Raw genomic sequence first — 15,276 nt, forward strand, 5'->3', positions numbered from 1 at the left:
ATTGCTAATTAATTTATTAGAAACATACAGGCTAATGCTATACATAAACTAATTATTAAAAATCCCAGATTTGCAAAAGCTAAAATTCTGTTTTTCTTTACAAATAAATAAATCATTTCTATTAGTAATCCTAAATAAAACATTTGTGTTATCATAAATAGAATAACAAACATTCCTAAACCGCCATCGACATGTTTATGTCCGCTTTCGTCACAATATTTATGAGGGTCATAAGTAAAATGCCAAAATAAGAAAACGAAACCAAGTAAAACGACCAAAATTCCGATTCGGATTACGAGATGTAAAATGATTTTTTTTAAATTATTCAACCGAAACTGTTTTTTGAATAAACAAGTTAATTTCGCATTCTAAGAGTATTTGGTCTTCGACAGAACTTTGACAGCTCATCGTGCATAAAGTGTAATCGTCGCCAGCGAATTTTGAAACTAAATTTGCTTTGGTAATTATAGTATCACCAACTTTTGGCAGTGAATGAATTTTTACGTTTTTTAAGGCACTGATAAATCCAATTACATTTACGTTTTCATTTTCTGTTCCATCTTCGTCAAAAAAGTATTTTTTCCCAACAATAGACGAACAAGTCTGCGCCGTATTTTCAATTAAACCAGCTTCGATAAAAACATTATTCTGAATGAAAATATTGTCTTCTTTTATCAAAAAAGTGGTTTCTACGAAGTTGGCATCAATATCCAAAATTAAATCAACCATGAGCATTGGCGCCCGGTGCGGTAAATAATTTTGTATGTCGACTCCGGTATTCAAAATATCTATATTATTTGGCTAAAACGGTTTTCATTTGTCCGTTTGCGATTTCTTCATTATTTAATGTTGTCACAATATTCACTAAAGTGATTCCTGCAAATTCCTGCAAAATGGTAACGGCTGACTGAATTGTGTCATTAATTTTTGGCAGTTTTTTAATTTCAATTTCTTTAATAGAACCAATGTAACCCGTTGGTGCCGTTTCGTTTCTTAAAAAAAACTGATATCCCGTATGTAATGCCACTGATTGTGCCATGTGCTCAATTAAACCAGCTTCTAAAAAAGTATTATTGTCAAAAAAAATATTGTCGCTTTTAATATTAAATCCGGAAACCAATGATGTTTCACTATAAGAAAGCATACTGTCTACCATTACAAAAGGAAACTTTTGCGGTAATAAATTTTCGACAGCTTCTTTTTCTAAAAGTATAGCTTCCATTAGCAGACAGTTAAATACGCATATGCGAAAGAGAATCTTCCGCTTTCCGGAACTGATAAAAGAATTTTGTCCCCTTTTTTCAAATTCCCTGAATTCATTAATTCTTCAAGAGCTAAATAAATAGAGGCAGAACCAACATTTCCAACTCTGGAAAGATTCATAAACCATTTATCATCACTCATTCCGATTCCTTTTTCTGTTAATCCTTTTTTTAATCCTTCGACAAAAAAGTTAGAAGAAACGTGAGGAATAAAATAATTGACATCTTCAGATTTGATGTTGTTTTTATCCATTGCGTCTTTCATGCTTTCGGCGCCTTTTGTCAGGATAAATTCATCTAATAATTTTACGTCTTGTTTGATAGAAAATACAGATTCGTTCAGCCATTGTTCTGGTGCGTAATCGCTCCATGATTTTATTTCTCCGTTTTCAAGTTTATCACCTCCGGCATACATGCAGGTTTCTAATTCGTATGCATACGAAAAAGCTTCCATCCATTCTATTTTTAGAGAAATTGGCCCTTTTGGTTTATTCTCTAATAAAAAAGCGCCAGCGCCATCAGACAGCATCCAGCGTAAAAAATCTTTTTTGAAAGCAATGATGGGCTGTTCTTCCAGACTTTTTAAATTGTCAGCTTCGTGATTGTATTTTTGGGCGTTTAGCCAGGTAGAAACTTTTTCTGATCCTGTGCAGATTGCATTGTTTGAATTTCCAGAACGTACGGAAAGAAAACCAAATTTAAGAGAGTTCATTCCGGCACAGCAGACTCCTGTTGAAGAGTTTAGTTCTACCGATTTATTTTTCAGCAGACCATGTACCATTGCAGCGTGCGAAGGCAGAAAAATGTCCGGAGTTGAGGTTCCGCATGAAAGTACTTCTAAATCCTGAGGCGTAAAATTTTCATCAAATAACGGCAAAATGGCATTTATGGTTAATTCGGCATTGCTGTGTGTGCTTTTTCCTGTTTTGTCAACAGCGTAATAACGGCTTGTAATTTTATTATTGCGCAAAATAATACGTCTTGCTTTTGAGGCAGTATCGTTGATAAGACCTAAGTAGGCTTCCATTTCATCATTTGAAACAGCTTCGTTAGGCAAATATTTTGCAGCTTTTGTTATATATACTTCAAACATAATCTAAAATTCGCTTCTAAACTCCTTGATAATATTGAGTTTGTCTTTTTATGGTTTTTAACTTAAAAGGGTAGGAAATAAAGTGCAATATATACACTATTGGTGAGATTAACCAAATTGCCAAGAATAAATAAACATTAAATACTTTTAGAAGCTTTTTTCGGTTTTTTTGATTTTTAAAAATCAGGTTTGACCATTTATTGAAAATTTTATTGGCCGTTTTGTCTACTGTAACTAAGTACGGACTAATTTTTACGGCACCAATTTCTACCAATTTTGGCTGTAAATGCTCTAAATTATTCTCGTTAAAGGATGAAAGCATTACTTCACCAAATTTTGGAGATTCGTTTATGTCTTTTTCTGAAACTCCCGGTAGTGGAAAAATACCTAAATATTTTTTCTTAACGCCAGAGAACATCCACTCTACAATTGTAATTACGCTTATTAAATTTCCAACACGATCTACCAGAGCTACATTACCCACTAATTGTGCATTAGCCTCTTTTAGTAAAGCTTTGATTTTTTCCTGCGCCATAATCCACATGTTTCTTGATCCGCTGATGGTTATAACTGGCGTGTTGTTCAGGATTTTTTTGGCGTCATCGCTTTTTAAAAACGAGTTTATTGGAATTGAAGGCGACAAATACCAAACCTGGTAATGGAAAAGTACCAAATCAAATTTTGTATTTAAAACTTCTTCGGGAATGGGTTTTAATGCAGTCGGAATTTGTAAAAACGATTCTGGAAAGGCATCAAAAAAAGCATCTTTACTCCAAGGAAATGGGAAAGGCTTTTCTAATTGTATTTCGTGAAAAGTTACATTTATATTCTCTGAATTCAGAAATGGTTTTGCGATGTTTTGCGCAATGGTTTCTAACTGCCCGGATTGAGAATAATAAATAACAAGAACATTTTTCATTGAGGTTTGTTTGCTTTGGTTGCGAACAAAAATAAGTAAATTTATTTAAACGGATTTTTCTTGTTTAACGGATTGAGGGTTTGCCACGAATTACACGAATTTTCACGAATGTATTGCGTAAAAAAGAATGTTTTTAGCCACATGTTGAGATTTACAAAATTTTAGAGAATATTAAATTAGTGAAAATTTGCGTAATTCGTGGCAAAACAAAACTTTAAGACTTCAAATCATTCCAAAAATCGAAGTAATTAAACCATTGCAAAGGATATTTTTTCAGGATGTTTTCTACGCTTGTTACGTATTCTTTCAGCAATGCTTTTTCGTCACGGTGCTTCACTGCGGCTTCTCTTGCGTATAAATGATAATGTAAATTTGGCTCTTTCATAACATAAACAAACACAACGGGAACTTTTAATCTTGATGCAATTAAAAATGGACCGGCAGGGAAGTTTGCTTCTTTGCCTAAAATGTTTTCAGAAAGTGATTTTGTGCCTTCAAAATAACGGTCGCCTGTAAAACAAACCAATTCGTTATTGGCCAAAGCAGCATTGATTTCAAATATATGAGACAAATCTTCTTTGATAATAATGAATTTTACAGTTGGTTTTTGGGCGATGCTTTCCAAATAATTTTTAATCGCAGAATGTTCTAAATCTGTAGTGACTAAGTTGATTTGAAAATCAAGATCAATGTCGCCTAAGAAATGTTCCGCAATTTCAAAATTTCCAACATGCGCGCTGATTAAAACACCGCCTTTTTTTTCGGCCAGCAGATTTTTTAAAATCTCAATTCCGTCAAATTCGTAAGTGAATTTGTTTCGCATTCCTGCCGAAATAGAAACCTTGTCAATAATAGTCTGTCCAAAAGTGTAATAACTTTTGAAAACCATTTTTTTTGATTTAAAATAGGAATACTGAAGCCTTTCTTTAAAATAATAAAAGATAGCGCGATTGCTTTTCCTTAAAAATAAAAAGTAATAAGAAGCAACAAAATAGAGTAAAACATAAGCAGATTTGACACCCGCTTTTTGAATCAAAAAAACGAATATTCTATAGCCTAAAACAGTTCCTTTTGATTTGCCATCCCATTGACTCATTAAGCTGTTTTGGCTTTTAATTTGGTTTCAATAAGGTCGTAGAAGCTTTGAAAATCAGCAATTCCAACAAAATCAGCCTCGACTAGTTTTACGCCAAAGTTAGCCTCTATTGAAACTACCAAATCAACATAATCCAAACTATCTAAGCCAAGTGTATTTTTTAAATTAGCAGTTGGTTCAATGTCGTCATTGTCTACTTCAAATTCATCAACCAAAAAACCATTAATTCGTGCTATAATCTCTTCTTTATTCATCGTTCAATTTAAACTTTTTAACCACCAACGCCGAGTTGGTTCCTCCGAAACCGAAAGAATTGGACAAAAATATGTCAAATTTTTTGTTTAACGTAGTTTTAACTAAATTTAATTTTGAAGCATCTTCATCTGGGTTGTCTAAATTGATGTTTGGCGCAATGAAATCGTTCAGCATCATTATGATAGAGTAGATAATTTCACTTGCCCCCGCCATCCAGCATTCGTGGCCTGTCATTGATTTTGTAGAACTTATATAAGGATTTTTCTCACCAAAAACTTCAAAAATAGCTTTGGCTTCGTTTGCATCGCCAACGGGAGTTGAGGTAGCATGTGCATTTATGTACTCAATATCTGACGCTTTTAGTTTAGCATCGTCAAGTGCTCGCTGCATTGCTGTAGCCGGACCTTCGACGTTTGGAGTCGAAATATGTCCGCCGTTTGATGAAAATCCGTAACCTGAAACTTCGGCAATAATTGTTGCGCCTCTTGCTATTGCAGATTCGTAACTTTCAAGGATTAGAGTTGCACCGCCGCCACTCGGAATTAATCCGTCACGGCCTGCATCAAAAGGCCTAGAAGCTTTTTCGGGATTACTTTCGCGATTAGAAAAAACGCCTAAACCATCAAAACTGCTCATCGCATATTTGTTGATTTCCTGCGCTCCTCCGGTAATAATAATATCCTGAAAACCACTTTTTATTAAAAAGTAAGCCAAACCTATAGAATGTGAACCGCTCGCACAGGCAGCACTTACGGTTAAATTAATGCCGCGAAGTTTAAAAATAGTTGAAAGATTCATCGTAACGGTAGAATTCATCGATTTAAAAATCGCTCCTGAACCAATTAAGGCAGTATCTTTTTTCTCGCGCACAATATCTGTAGCGTCAATAATTGCTTTAGAAACGCTGTCGTTTCCGTACATAATCCCAACTTCGCGAGTTTCAAAAAAAGCATCGTCGATATTGGCATTTTTCAATGCTTCGATTGTGGCCATATAAGCATATTCGGTTTCTTCACCAATACTCATACGTTGTCTTCGGGTCAATAAATTTTTTAAATCAGCTTTAGGAACCATTCCGGTTAAGGCTGATTGAAAACCAAATTCTTTTCGTTCAGAATCAAACTGAATACCCGATTTTCCGTTATACAATGATTCCTTTACTTCATCTAAAGAAGTTCCGATACAAGAATAAATTCCCATTCCAGTAATTACAACTCTCTTATTCATCGTCTTTCAAAGTAATTTTTTATCCGTTACGTGTAATTTTTTAAACACATAGTCCCGAAACTTCGGGATAGCTTTTGTAAACTCAAAAAAGGCGTTTCACTTATTTTAAATTAACATAGCTTGCTATGTGAAAGAAATGTATTTCTTTTTTGTATTCTTTATTACGCAGAAAATCTATGTTTCTATGTGTTAGAATTTAAGAATATATTCCTCCGTTTATATTAATAATTTCTCCGGTAATATAGCTCGATTTTTTTGAAATCAAAAAGCTTACCAAATCTGCAACTTCTTCGGCTTCACCAAAACGATTTACCGGAATCAGTTTTAATAACTCTTTTTCGTCAAGCGCACTTGTCATGTCTGTTCTAATAAAACCCGGTGCAACTGCGTTTACAGTTATATTACGTTTTGCAACTTCTTGTGCCAATGCTTTTGTCGCAGCAACAATTGCACCTTTTGCAGCCGAATAATTGGTTTGTCCTGCTGTTCCCTTTACGCCAGAAACAGAAACCATATTTACAATTCGGCCGTATTTATTGCGAAGCATTTTTTGAATAAAAAACTGCGTCACATTAAAAAATCCGTTTAAACTTGTGTTTACAACACCGTTCCAGTCTTCGGGAGTCATCCACATAAAAAGACCATCTTTTGTAATTCCGGCATTGTTTACAATAGCTTCAACAATAGCTTCAGGGTTTGATTCCTGCCATTGTGTTAAAACAGTTTGTACTTGTTCAAAATTGGCAACATCAAAACCTAAAATTTCTCCGGTTGCTCCTAATTTTTGTATTTCCTGAAGTGTTTCTTGGGCAGCAGTTTTGTTTGAATGATAATTGATCAAAATATGATAATTAGATTCAACGGCTAATTTTTTACAAACAGCACTTCCAATTCCTCTTGAACCGCCTGTTACTAATACACATTTCATTATATAAATTTTATTTTTTTAGTGGAAATAAATGTTATTTCTTTTTCTTAGTTACTGGTTTGCTCGCTGGTTTTACTGCTGTTTTTGTTTCAGCTTTTGGACTCTCAGCAGCTACACTTATTTCTTTTTTTTCTCTTTCTGCTGTTTGTGAAAATAGTTCAGCGTTTTCAAACCACTGGTTTCCTAATACAGTTCCGTCTGGTTTAAGAAAACCCCATTTTCCTTCGTTTTTTACTCTTGCAACGCCATCAATAAAACCCTTATCCTGCTGTACAAACAGCGCAATAACGAATCCGTTTGAAGTAATTCCGTATTGTGTTGGAATTACCAGTTTTCCAGTTTCATTGATAAATCCCCAATTGTTTTCTTTTACAGGAGCCAAACCGTTTGAACTAAAAACTTCTGCATCGCTGTAAGTAGGTTCAATTACAAATTCTCCTTTTAAATTGATATATCCCCATTTTTTTCCAACTAAAACAGGAGCTAAGTTTTTGGAGAATGCTTTTCCTTTATCATATATAGGCAGAATTACCCAATTTCCTTTTAGATCTATAAAACCAATTTTTCCGTTCTTTTTGGCATAGGTCAAATCCTGTGTTTCAAAATCCCATATTTTTTCGGCACCATCGACCGGAATAAATTTTCCGCCGTTTACAAGTCCAAAAGTTTTATCTTTTCTTGCCCAGGTTGTGCCTTTAAAATAGTTTCCAATTTCTGCGTAAGCGGGTTCAACTAATTCTTTTCCGTCGGTATTTATAATTCCCCAGTTTTTGTTTAACTCAACTCGTGCAAAACCATTTTCAAAAGGTTTGATCTGATCGTATTTTGGTTCTAAAACTACGGTTAGTTTTGAATTGATTAATCCAACTTTATTTCCTTGTCTTATAAAAGCAACGCCGTTAGTAAAATCGAATATTTTTTCGGTAGCAGGCGCTTTTAAAATTTCACCTTTTGTATTAATATAAACCCAGTCCTTATCTTTTTGTACAACTGCGATTCCGCTGTTAAAATCTTTAGCATTATTAAAAGATGCCGGAATTACCCAGCTTCCTTTAGTGTCAATAAATCCCCATTTTCCGTTGTCTTCTACAGCTGCTAAACCTTCAGAAAAACTTTTGGCAGATTTATATTGAGGTTCGATTTTGAAAGATCCGTCTTTGGAAATGTACCCAATTTTTGAATTCTTTTTAACTAATGCTAGTTCTTGACTATTAACAAATTGAATGAAACCTAGCAACAAAAAAATAAATGTTTTTTTCATGATTTTAAGATTCAATATTAATAATATAAAAAATGCTTTTTTATTCCTGGAAGAGTTCAGCATTTTGAAACCATTCGATCAAAATGTTTCCATTTGGTTTCAGAAACCCCCATTTACCGTTACGTTTTACTCTTGCTAATCCGCCAATGAATCCTTTTTCTTCACGCATATAGCTTCCAAAGGCTGCTGAAATTTCATAATCTGCCGGAATAACTACTATTCCGCTTTCATTAATAAATCCCCAGCCATATCCTTTGTTTACAGCAGCAAGTCCGTCGCTAAAAGGCTCTGCATCATAAAACATAGGCTGTACCACACATATTCCTTCTAAATTGGTATAACCCCATTTTTCTCGAATGCGAACAGGTGCTAAATTATTAGAGAATGGTTTTGTTTTGTCAAACAGTGGTTTAAGAACCCATTGTCCTTCAAAATTTATAAATCCCCATTTTACGCCTTTTTTCGCAGCAATTAAATCTTGCGTTCCAAAAGCACCAAATTCAGTAACCCCTTCTATTGCAATAAATTGTCCGTTATGAACCAGTCCATAATCTTTTCCTTTTTTTGCCCAGGTTGTATTGTTGTAATAATCTCCAACTTCGTCATAAATGGCTTCAACAACCTCTTTTCCTTCGGCATCAACAATTCCCCATTTTCCATTTACAGCTGCTCTTCCATAACCTTTATAAAAAGCCCTGATAACATCGTATTTTGGAGCCAGAACAATTTCCAATTTATTATTGATAAGCCCCACTTTATTGGCTTGTCTAAAAAAAGCTATTCCGTAATGAAAATCAAATAATTTATCTGATTCCGGATTACCTTTTAATATTTCACCTTGTTTGTTGATGTAATACCAAACAGATTTTTTTTCTATCGCAGCAATTCCGCTATTGAAATCCCTTGCATTATCAAAAGCTGCAGGAATTACAAAAGTTCCTTTGCTGTCGACATATCCCCATTTTCCATTTTCTTTAACGGCTGCCAATCCATCTGAAAAATCTCGTGCGCTGTCAAATTTTGGTTCAACGGCAAAAGTTCCCTCTTTTGTAATAAGACCAAATTTACCGTCTTTTTTTACTAATGCAAGTTCTTGAGCATTAATTAATTGTATGGAAAATAGAAATAAAAAAAATATTTTTTTCATGTTTTTTAATGTACGATTACAATTTTAGATTAACTATTTATCAAATAATCTTTTACTTTTTGAACAAAAGGATACATTACCTGGTCTTCCTTAAATGTTGGAATTATATTGCGAACATCTTCATACCATTTTTTGGTTACAGATGAAATTTTATCTTTTTGCCCTAAATAATCAATTGCCTGAACAATAGTAATCATTTCGATTGCTAATACTTCAAAAGCATTTTCGATTACTTTTGAGGTAATAACGGCAGCGTTTGTTCCCATACTTACAATATCCTGATTGTCATTGTTGTTTGGGATACTGTGTACATACATTGGGTTTGAAAGCATCTGGCTTTCGGCAGTTGTTGATGTTGCTGTAAACTGAACTCCCTGCATTCCGAAATTGAAACCTAAAGTTCCTAAATTTACAAACGGAGGCAGTAATTCGTTGATTTTTGAATTCAATAAATAATTCAACTGACGTTCAGCAAGCATCGTTAATTTTGTAATAACAATTTTCAGTTTATCCATTTCCAGGGAAATATAATCTCCGTGGAAATTTCCTCCGTGATAAACATGCTGATTTTTTACGTCGATGATTGGGTTGTCGTTTGCCGAGTTAAATTCGTCTTCTAAAATAGAAGCAACATTATTTATGGTTTCTAAAACCGGCCCCAAAATTTGAGGAACGCATCTTAATGAATAATATTCCTGAACTTTTTCTTTGAAGATTTCTTCGGTGTTTTCTCCAGAATATAAATGGTCTTCTCTTTTACGGATTAAAGTACTATCTGAAAGATTCTGACGCATTTTTGCCGCAATTTCCTGCTGCCCTTTATGCCGTTTTGTTTGGTTTAATTCTGCAGAGAAATGATCGTCATAAGCCTGAACCAATTCATTTATGGCGCAAGAAGATTTTAATGACCAGTCTAATAATTTTTTAGCATGATACACATTTACAACGCCAATTCCTGTCATTACAGAAGTTCCGTTGATTAATGCCAGACCTTCTCTAATTTCTACCTGAATTGGTTTTAAACCTTCAATTTCAAAAACTTCAGGAGTTGGTCTTCTTTCTCCTTTATAAAAAACTTCGCCTTCACCAATTAAAACTAAAGCTAAATGTGATAGCTGTACTAAGTCGCCGCTGGCACCAACACCACCGTGTTCAAATATTAAAGGTGTAATATCTCGATTGATAAGTTCAGACATTAAGTTGATTACTGACGGATGTACACCAGAATTTCCTAATGAAAGTGTATTTAATCGAGCCAATATTGCTGCTTTTGCACAAGCTGCATTTAATGGTTTTCCGGTTCCTGAAGAGTGGCTGCGGATTAAATTATATTGAAGCTGAATTTGATCAGACTCTTTAATTCTGTATTGCGCCATTGGGCCAAAGCCTGTGTTTACGCCGTAAATAACTTTATTTCCAGAGAATTCTTTTAAGAAATTGAAGCTTTCGTTTACTCGGTTTAGAACTACATCACTAATTGTAACTTTTTGATTTCCAAAGATTATGGATTCAAACTCTCCTAAACTTAAATATTCATTAATTGTATTCATTAAATCGTTTTTGGTTGTGCTAATTTAATTTTATTTATCAAAATAAATGTAGTTATTTTGATGATGGCAAATGTAGGTTAATAATTGATAATATTTTTATTATGACAAAGGAGTTTGTAGATGTTTTAGTAATAGGCGCCGGACCATCCGGATGTGTATCGGCATCGTATCTTCATAAAAACAATGTTAAGGTGAAAGTTGTTGAAAAACAGAAGTTTCCGAGACTTGTTGTGGGCGAAAGCTTAATTCCGAGAGTAATGGATCATTTTGCTGAGGCAGAATTGTTTGATGCTCTTAATTCGATGAACTTTGAAAAGAAACTTGGAGCCCGTTTTATTAGAGGTGAAGAGATCTGTGTTTTTGATTTCAGTAAAAAATTTGGAGAAGGCTGGGATTGGACCTGGCAGATTCCAAGAGCTGATTTTGATAATACAATGGCTCAGGAAGTGGTTCGCAAAGGCGTTGATCTGGAGTTTGAAACAGAAGTTTTAGAAGTTTCTTTTGAAGGAAAAAATTCAAAAACAATTGTAAAAGATAAAGACGGAAATTTAAAAGAAATCCATGCCAAATTTATTGTCGATTCCAGCGGATACGGTCGTGTTTTGCCAAGACTTTTAGATTTAGATACGCCTTCGAAATTAGACCCGCATTCTTCGATTTTTACACACGTAAAAGATATTAACAGACCAGAAGGTGAAGAAGGAACGCAGATTTCGTTTGATATTTTGGAAACAGAAGTCTGGCTTTGGGTAATTCCGTTTTCTAACGGAAATACGAGTTTAGGTGTTGTCGGGCCAACAGACTTTATTAATTCGCTTTCTGAAAATAAAGATAATGCCGAAGCTTTGAAGAACGCTATTCAGCTATCAGATTATTATATTCAAAGATTTAAAGGAACAGAATTTTTATTTGAGCCTGTAAAACTGGAAAATTATTCGAGAGCGGTAAAAAGAATGTACGGCGATGGTTTTGCTTTAACGGGAAACAGTTCTGAATTTCTTGATCCTGTTTTTTCGTCCGGAGTAGCTTTTGCAACTGAATCCGGAATGCTGGCAGCAAAATTATACTTAAAAGAATCACAGGGAATTCCTGTTGACTGGGAAGTGGAGTTTACGCAATATATGAAACGTGGTATTGCTGTATTTACGACTTATGTACAGGAATGGTATACTGGAAATCTTCAGACTTTGTTTTTCCATCAGCCGGAAAATCCTGAAGTAAAAGAAAAAATATGTGCTGTGTTGGCTGGTTATGTTTGGAACGAAGAGAATTCGTTTGTCAAGAAACATGATCATGTTATAGCCAATATGGCTTATTTACTAAATATGCAAAAAGAACAAAGCCCTGAATAATCAGGGCTTTTTTTATTCGAAAAAGCAAGGAATGCCTGCTTGGTAGAATTAAATTCGAATTACGATTATACGTTCCGTAGGAACGTTGGATTAATGTAGTGTGTTGTTTTTGTAAAAACAGGTGTCCCTACAGGACACAATGCAAAACAATAATCTTTTTTCTGCTACCGATGAGATATTCCTACGCAATATTAAATATTTTTATTTAAATGCTTTTTTTACTAAAAGTTTAGACAACGATTTAGCAGTTTTTGCATAGCCTTCACCAATTCTAGATTCATTACTGTAATTGTTTCCCCATTGATCTCCCGGAGCTTCTTCACTTGTAATTTCTAATAAAACATTTGATTTATTTGCTGTTTCAACAAATTTTAAATTTGTCGTAACTTTTGCAGGCTGCTTCATGATTCCTGCATCCCAGCCAGGATAAATCCATACTGTTTGAACAATTAAAGTATAAGGAGTGTTTAATCCTTCCTGAAAAGTTACATCTTTATGTTCTTTAGTTAATACCGTATTGGCAATTTCTAAAAACTTAGGCGTCCAGATTTGGTCCTTTGCAGCGATCCATTTCTTTTGCCAGATGTTTCCGTTTCCTTTTGTTTTTTGGTTTAAATCAGCCGTTCTTTCTTCAATGTATTGCGCTTCTGATTTTTTTTCTTTCATCATAGTAAAATTACTATAATCAAACTCTGTATTGATTTCTTTTTGACCTTTTAGAAAATCAAAATTCCCTTTTACTACTTCCATGTCCTGAGCAAAAGCAGTTCCTGAAATAATAAATAATGCAAAAATTAGTTTTTTCATTTTTTATGTTATTGGTTAATTACGAGGTTAAAAATAGCTAAAATGATTGTATAAATATTTTTTCTTGTTAAAATAAATTATCAATAAATTGACTTTTGTTTATAACAGAAAGATTTTAATTAAAATCAAAGTAATTGAAACAGAGAATAATAACAATGCTTCAAATTTAATAATTTGTTTTAAAGATAGTCCTGAACGCATGTTTTTACCAAGAATTAGGCTTATCAAAATAGCGGTACTTAAAAACAGAAATATAACTATCGAGTTAAGAATAAACCGATTAAGGAATAGTAGAAATAATGAATCATTTTTTAATTGATTGTATTTTTCCTCACTTCCTATCCATAAATAAGTACTAAAGAATATTGCAAGTATTCCTAAAATTAGCAGAATTGTGTGGATAATTTTAAAAAAAATATTCTTCATGTTTTCTCCGATATAAAATAGCTTTATAACTATTTCTATTTTTTATTAATATTTGATTTTCGTGCTTTCAAATTTTGATAATATACATTATAATCAAATACTTGTTTTAGCTGATTATTTTATACAAATAAATATTAGGCTGACCTTTAACTTTTACTATTGAATCTCCAACTTCTACTTCGTCCCAAAAACTATTTATTACAGCATTACTTAAATTACTTGTAAACTTAATCATTGGTGTACAATGTTGCGATGAGTCAATATATTTTTCAATCACAATGCCTGAATATGATTCTTCTTTACGATTCTCGAGTGCCTTTTATAAAAAGCTTCATTTCCTGAAAGATAATTTGCCCAAAAACCAATTGCAGTTAGTAGAATTGCTAAAGCCAGAAATTTAAGTACATTTCCTTTTTTTATCATAGAATGGACAGTTTTTTATTTGAATGCTATGTAGAGCGGTGTTTTACAAGAAATGTTTGTTTGACGAGATTCCATGAAATTTTAATTTGATCATTATCAAAAGCAAAAATAAAAAAAGGGATCCTGATTAGGATCCCTCTTCTCTTCAAAATTACTTGTCCCGTCCTGAAATAGCGATACACAAAAAAGTATCGCATGGACAATTATTCAAAACGCACACAGAAAGATTACACACTTAGTTTTAAACTTGAAGTTGTTAAAGAAGTTGAGTCTGGGATTTTCTCAGTAACATCTGCACAAAGACATTATGGAATCCAGGGGCGCTCGACCGTTGTAAATTGGCTCAGAAAATATGGTAACTTTGATTGGGAGAATCAAACACCATCAAATATGCCCAAGACACCTGAACAAAGAATTATGGAGCTCGAAGCCAAGGTAAAACTTTTGGAAAAACAAAAAGCCCTGCTTGAAAAACAAAATCATATCTCTGATTCTAAAGCTATTATTTTTGATATGATGATAGACCTGGCTGAAAAGGAATATAATATTGATATTCGAAAAAACTTACCACCCGGACAATCCAATCCTTTAGGAAAAAAAGGCAGGAAAGCATAAGCTTTAGCTGTGGCTTGTTCGGGATAGACAGACAGGTTTATTATCGAAGCATTAAGCGTATTAAACTCAGGAGAACCTTGGCAGAACAGGTTGTAGAGCTTGTAAAAGAACAGCGTAGAGCTCAGCCCCGGCTTGGCACACGTAAACTATATCATATCCTCAATCTAAATCTTAAAGCCTTAAAAGTGGGAAGAGATAAATTTTTTAATATTTTAAAAGCAAATCATTTGCTGATCAAACCTAAGAGAAGTTATCACCTTACCACATGGTCGCACCATCGTTTTAGGAAACATCCCAACCTGATAAAAGAGTTAAATATAAAAAGACCTGAACAGGTATGGGTCTCAGATATTACTTATATCGGCAAACGTGAGAAACCCTGTTATTTAAGTTTAATAACCGACGCTTATTCAAAAAAGATAATGGGTTATGAGGTGTCTGATTCCCTTAGTACACAAGGATGTATTAATGCTTTAAAAATGGCTCATAAGAATAGGGTCTTTAGAACTGAACCATTGATACATCATTCAGACAGAGGCATACAATATTGTTCGGATGAGTACCAGTATTTTTTAAAGAAATGCAGTCTAAAATGCAGTATGACACAAAACTCAGACCCTTATGAAAACGCAGTGGCTGAAAGAATAAACGGAATATTAAAACAAGAGTTTAGGATTGATGCCTATCATCTTGAACTATATTTAATGAAGAAACTGGTAGCTGAGATTATTAATAAATATAACCAGATTAGACCACATTGCTCAAACTATATGCTGACTCCTGATCAAATGCACTTACAGAGAAGTATTAAAATGAAAACTTATAAAACAAAAAACAGAAGTAACTCGGAAGTTACTTCTGTCTAAAAAAATGTATTTTTACTGTTATTAATCCTGTATCGTTATTTTAGGACTA

Annotated in this window: 18 protein-coding genes; 3 read left to right on the forward strand and 15 right to left on the reverse strand. The window is 33.7% G+C overall.

Annotated features, from left to right (window positions below; genetic code table 11):
* Nucleotides 1-8: 8 nt before the first annotated feature.
* The 12 genes from AABD74_RS05325 to hutH form a co-directional block, all read right to left on the reverse strand.
* Entirely contained in the window at nt 9-329 is a 321-nt protein-coding gene (locus AABD74_RS05325; RefSeq protein WP_232679589.1) for a hypothetical protein, read from the reverse strand.
* Nucleotides 322-729 carry an ABC transporter permease gene (locus AABD74_RS05330; protein ID WP_232680077.1) on the reverse strand — a complete coding sequence of 136 codons (408 nt, stop codon included), beginning with the start codon at nt 727-729 and terminating at the stop codon, nt 322-324. Before AABD74_RS05330 ends, AABD74_RS05325 begins: the two co-directional genes overlap by 8 nt.
* A 64-nt stretch (nt 730-793) precedes the next feature.
* Complete coding sequence (locus tag AABD74_RS05335; RefSeq protein WP_406844892.1) at nt 794-1,222, reverse strand: hypothetical protein; 429 nt, start codon at nt 1,220-1,222, stop codon at nt 794-796.
* The gene (locus AABD74_RS05340) at nt 1,222-2,355 is read right to left on the reverse strand and encodes a beta-ketoacyl-ACP synthase III (RefSeq protein WP_232679585.1); all 1,134 of its coding nucleotides are present in this window, start codon (nt 2,353-2,355) and stop codon (nt 1,222-1,224) included. The genes AABD74_RS05335 and AABD74_RS05340 overlap by 1 nt, the downstream gene beginning before the upstream one ends.
* Nucleotides 2,356-2,371: 16 nt before the next feature.
* A complete protein-coding gene (locus AABD74_RS05345; RefSeq protein ID WP_232679583.1) occupies nt 2,372-3,274 on the reverse strand; it encodes a dialkylrecorsinol condensing enzyme DarA in 903 nt (300 codons plus the stop codon).
* Nucleotides 3,275-3,488: 214 nt separating this feature from the next.
* On the reverse strand, nt 3,489-4,370 hold the full coding sequence (locus AABD74_RS05350) for a lipid A biosynthesis acyltransferase (RefSeq protein WP_406844893.1): 882 nt from the start codon (nt 4,368-4,370) through the stop codon (nt 3,489-3,491).
* Nucleotides 4,370-4,624, reverse strand: a complete 255-nt coding sequence (locus AABD74_RS05355) for an acyl carrier protein (RefSeq protein WP_232679579.1) — start codon at nt 4,622-4,624, stop codon at nt 4,370-4,372. The genes AABD74_RS05350 and AABD74_RS05355 overlap by 1 nt, the downstream gene beginning before the upstream one ends.
* Nucleotides 4,617-5,852 (reverse strand): beta-ketoacyl-[acyl-carrier-protein] synthase family protein, encoded by a 1,236-nt coding sequence (locus AABD74_RS05360; RefSeq protein WP_406844894.1) that lies wholly within the window; start codon nt 5,850-5,852, stop codon nt 4,617-4,619. The genes AABD74_RS05355 and AABD74_RS05360 overlap by 8 nt, the downstream gene beginning before the upstream one ends.
* Nucleotides 5,853-6,048: 196 nt before the next feature.
* The gene (fabG, locus tag AABD74_RS05365) at nt 6,049-6,780 is read right to left on the reverse strand and encodes a 3-oxoacyl-ACP reductase FabG (RefSeq protein ID WP_232679575.1); all 732 of its coding nucleotides are present in this window, start codon (nt 6,778-6,780) and stop codon (nt 6,049-6,051) included.
* A 34-nt stretch (nt 6,781-6,814) separates the two neighbouring features.
* Nucleotides 6,815-8,041, reverse strand: coding sequence for a WG repeat-containing protein (locus tag AABD74_RS05370; protein ID WP_406844895.1), 1,227 nt, complete (start codon nt 8,039-8,041; stop codon nt 6,815-6,817).
* A 40-nt stretch (nt 8,042-8,081) separates the two neighbouring features.
* Nucleotides 8,082-9,188: a WG repeat-containing protein gene (locus tag AABD74_RS05375; RefSeq protein ID WP_406844896.1), complete on the reverse strand. Its 1,107-nt coding sequence runs from the start codon at nt 9,186-9,188 to the stop codon at nt 8,082-8,084.
* Between the two features lie 29 nt (nt 9,189-9,217).
* Entirely contained in the window at nt 9,218-10,738 is a 1,521-nt protein-coding gene (gene hutH, locus AABD74_RS05380; RefSeq protein ID WP_406844897.1) for a histidine ammonia-lyase, read from the reverse strand.
* 101 nt (nt 10,739-10,839) lie between these two features.
* Here hutH and AABD74_RS05385 point away from each other — a divergent pair, with 101 nt between their 5' ends.
* The gene (locus AABD74_RS05385; protein WP_406844898.1) at nt 10,840-12,090 is read left to right on the forward strand and encodes an NAD(P)/FAD-dependent oxidoreductase; all 1,251 of its coding nucleotides are present in this window, start codon (nt 10,840-10,842) and stop codon (nt 12,088-12,090) included.
* A gap of 201 nt (nt 12,091-12,291) precedes the next feature.
* On the opposite strand, the gene AABD74_RS05390 is transcribed toward AABD74_RS05385, so the two are convergent.
* The 3 genes from AABD74_RS05390 to AABD74_RS05400 form a co-directional block, all read right to left on the reverse strand.
* On the reverse strand, nt 12,292-12,897 hold the full coding sequence (locus tag AABD74_RS05390; protein WP_406844899.1) for a hypothetical protein: 606 nt from the start codon (nt 12,895-12,897) through the stop codon (nt 12,292-12,294).
* Between the two features lie 532 nt (nt 12,898-13,429).
* Nucleotides 13,430-13,558 carry a hypothetical protein gene (locus tag AABD74_RS05395; RefSeq protein ID WP_406844900.1) on the reverse strand — a complete coding sequence of 43 codons (129 nt, stop codon included), beginning with the start codon at nt 13,556-13,558 and terminating at the stop codon, nt 13,430-13,432.
* 38 nt (nt 13,559-13,596) lie between these two features.
* Nucleotides 13,597-13,746: a hypothetical protein gene (locus tag AABD74_RS05400; protein ID WP_406844901.1), complete on the reverse strand. Its 150-nt coding sequence runs from the start codon at nt 13,744-13,746 to the stop codon at nt 13,597-13,599.
* 195 nt (nt 13,747-13,941) lie between these two features.
* On the opposite strand from AABD74_RS05400, the gene AABD74_RS05405 reads away from it, so the two are divergent.
* Together AABD74_RS05405 and AABD74_RS05410 are read left to right on the forward strand one after the other, a co-directional pair.
* Nucleotides 13,942-14,361: a transposase gene (locus AABD74_RS05405; protein WP_406843147.1), complete on the forward strand. Its 420-nt coding sequence runs from the start codon at nt 13,942-13,944 to the stop codon at nt 14,359-14,361.
* Nucleotides 14,362-14,375: 14 nt separating this feature from the next.
* Complete coding sequence (locus AABD74_RS05410; protein WP_406843148.1) at nt 14,376-15,227, forward strand: IS3 family transposase; 852 nt, start codon at nt 14,376-14,378, stop codon at nt 15,225-15,227.
* Nucleotides 15,228-15,276: the final 49 nt, after the last annotated feature.

The organism is Flavobacterium soyae (assembly GCF_045348165.1).
Lineage (GTDB): Bacteria > Bacteroidota > Bacteroidia > Flavobacteriales > Flavobacteriaceae > Flavobacterium > Flavobacterium soyae.

Bases quoted from the DNA above. Each gene is read 5' to 3' on its own strand.
- AABD74_RS05330 (WP_232680077.1), bottom strand. From the start codon at position 729: ATGGTTGATTTAATTTTGGATATTGATGCCAACTTCGTAGAAACCACT.
- AABD74_RS05335 (WP_406844892.1), bottom strand. From the start codon at position 1,222: ATGGAAGCTATACTTTTAGAAAAAGAAGCTGTCGAAAATTTATTACCG.
- AABD74_RS05340 (WP_232679585.1), bottom strand. From the start codon at position 2,355: ATGTTTGAAGTATATATAACAAAAGCTGCAAAATATTTGCCTAACGAA.
- AABD74_RS05345 (WP_232679583.1), bottom strand. From the start codon at position 3,274: ATGAAAAATGTTCTTGTTATTTATTATTCTCAATCCGGGCAGTTAGAA.
- AABD74_RS05350 (WP_406844893.1), bottom strand. From the start codon at position 4,370: ATGAGTCAATGGGATGGCAAATCAAAAGGAACTGTTTTAGGCTATAGA.
- AABD74_RS05355 (WP_232679579.1), bottom strand. From the start codon at position 4,624: ATGAATAAAGAAGAGATTATAGCACGAATTAATGGTTTTTTGGTTGAT.
- AABD74_RS05360 (WP_406844894.1), bottom strand. From the start codon at position 5,852: ATGAATAAGAGAGTTGTAATTACTGGAATGGGAATTTATTCTTGTATC.
- fabG (WP_232679575.1), bottom strand. From the start codon at position 6,780: ATGAAATGTGTATTAGTAACAGGCGGTTCAAGAGGAATTGGAAGTGCT.
- AABD74_RS05370 (WP_406844895.1), bottom strand. From the start codon at position 8,041: ATGAAAAAAACATTTATTTTTTTGTTGCTAGGTTTCATTCAATTTGTT.
- AABD74_RS05375 (WP_406844896.1), bottom strand. From the start codon at position 9,188: ATGAAAAAAATATTTTTTTTATTTCTATTTTCCATACAATTAATTAAT.
- hutH (WP_406844897.1), bottom strand. From the start codon at position 10,738: ATGAATACAATTAATGAATATTTAAGTTTAGGAGAGTTTGAATCCATA.
- AABD74_RS05385 (WP_406844898.1), top strand. From the start codon at position 10,840: ATGACAAAGGAGTTTGTAGATGTTTTAGTAATAGGCGCCGGACCATCC.
- AABD74_RS05390 (WP_406844899.1), bottom strand. From the start codon at position 12,897: ATGAAAAAACTAATTTTTGCATTATTTATTATTTCAGGAACTGCTTTT.
- AABD74_RS05395 (WP_406844900.1), bottom strand. From the start codon at position 13,558: ATGATTAAGTTTACAAGTAATTTAAGTAATGCTGTAATAAATAGTTTT.
- AABD74_RS05400 (WP_406844901.1), bottom strand. From the start codon at position 13,746: ATGATAAAAAAAGGAAATGTACTTAAATTTCTGGCTTTAGCAATTCTA.
- AABD74_RS05405 (WP_406843147.1), top strand. From the start codon at position 13,942: ATGGACAATTATTCAAAACGCACACAGAAAGATTACACACTTAGTTTT.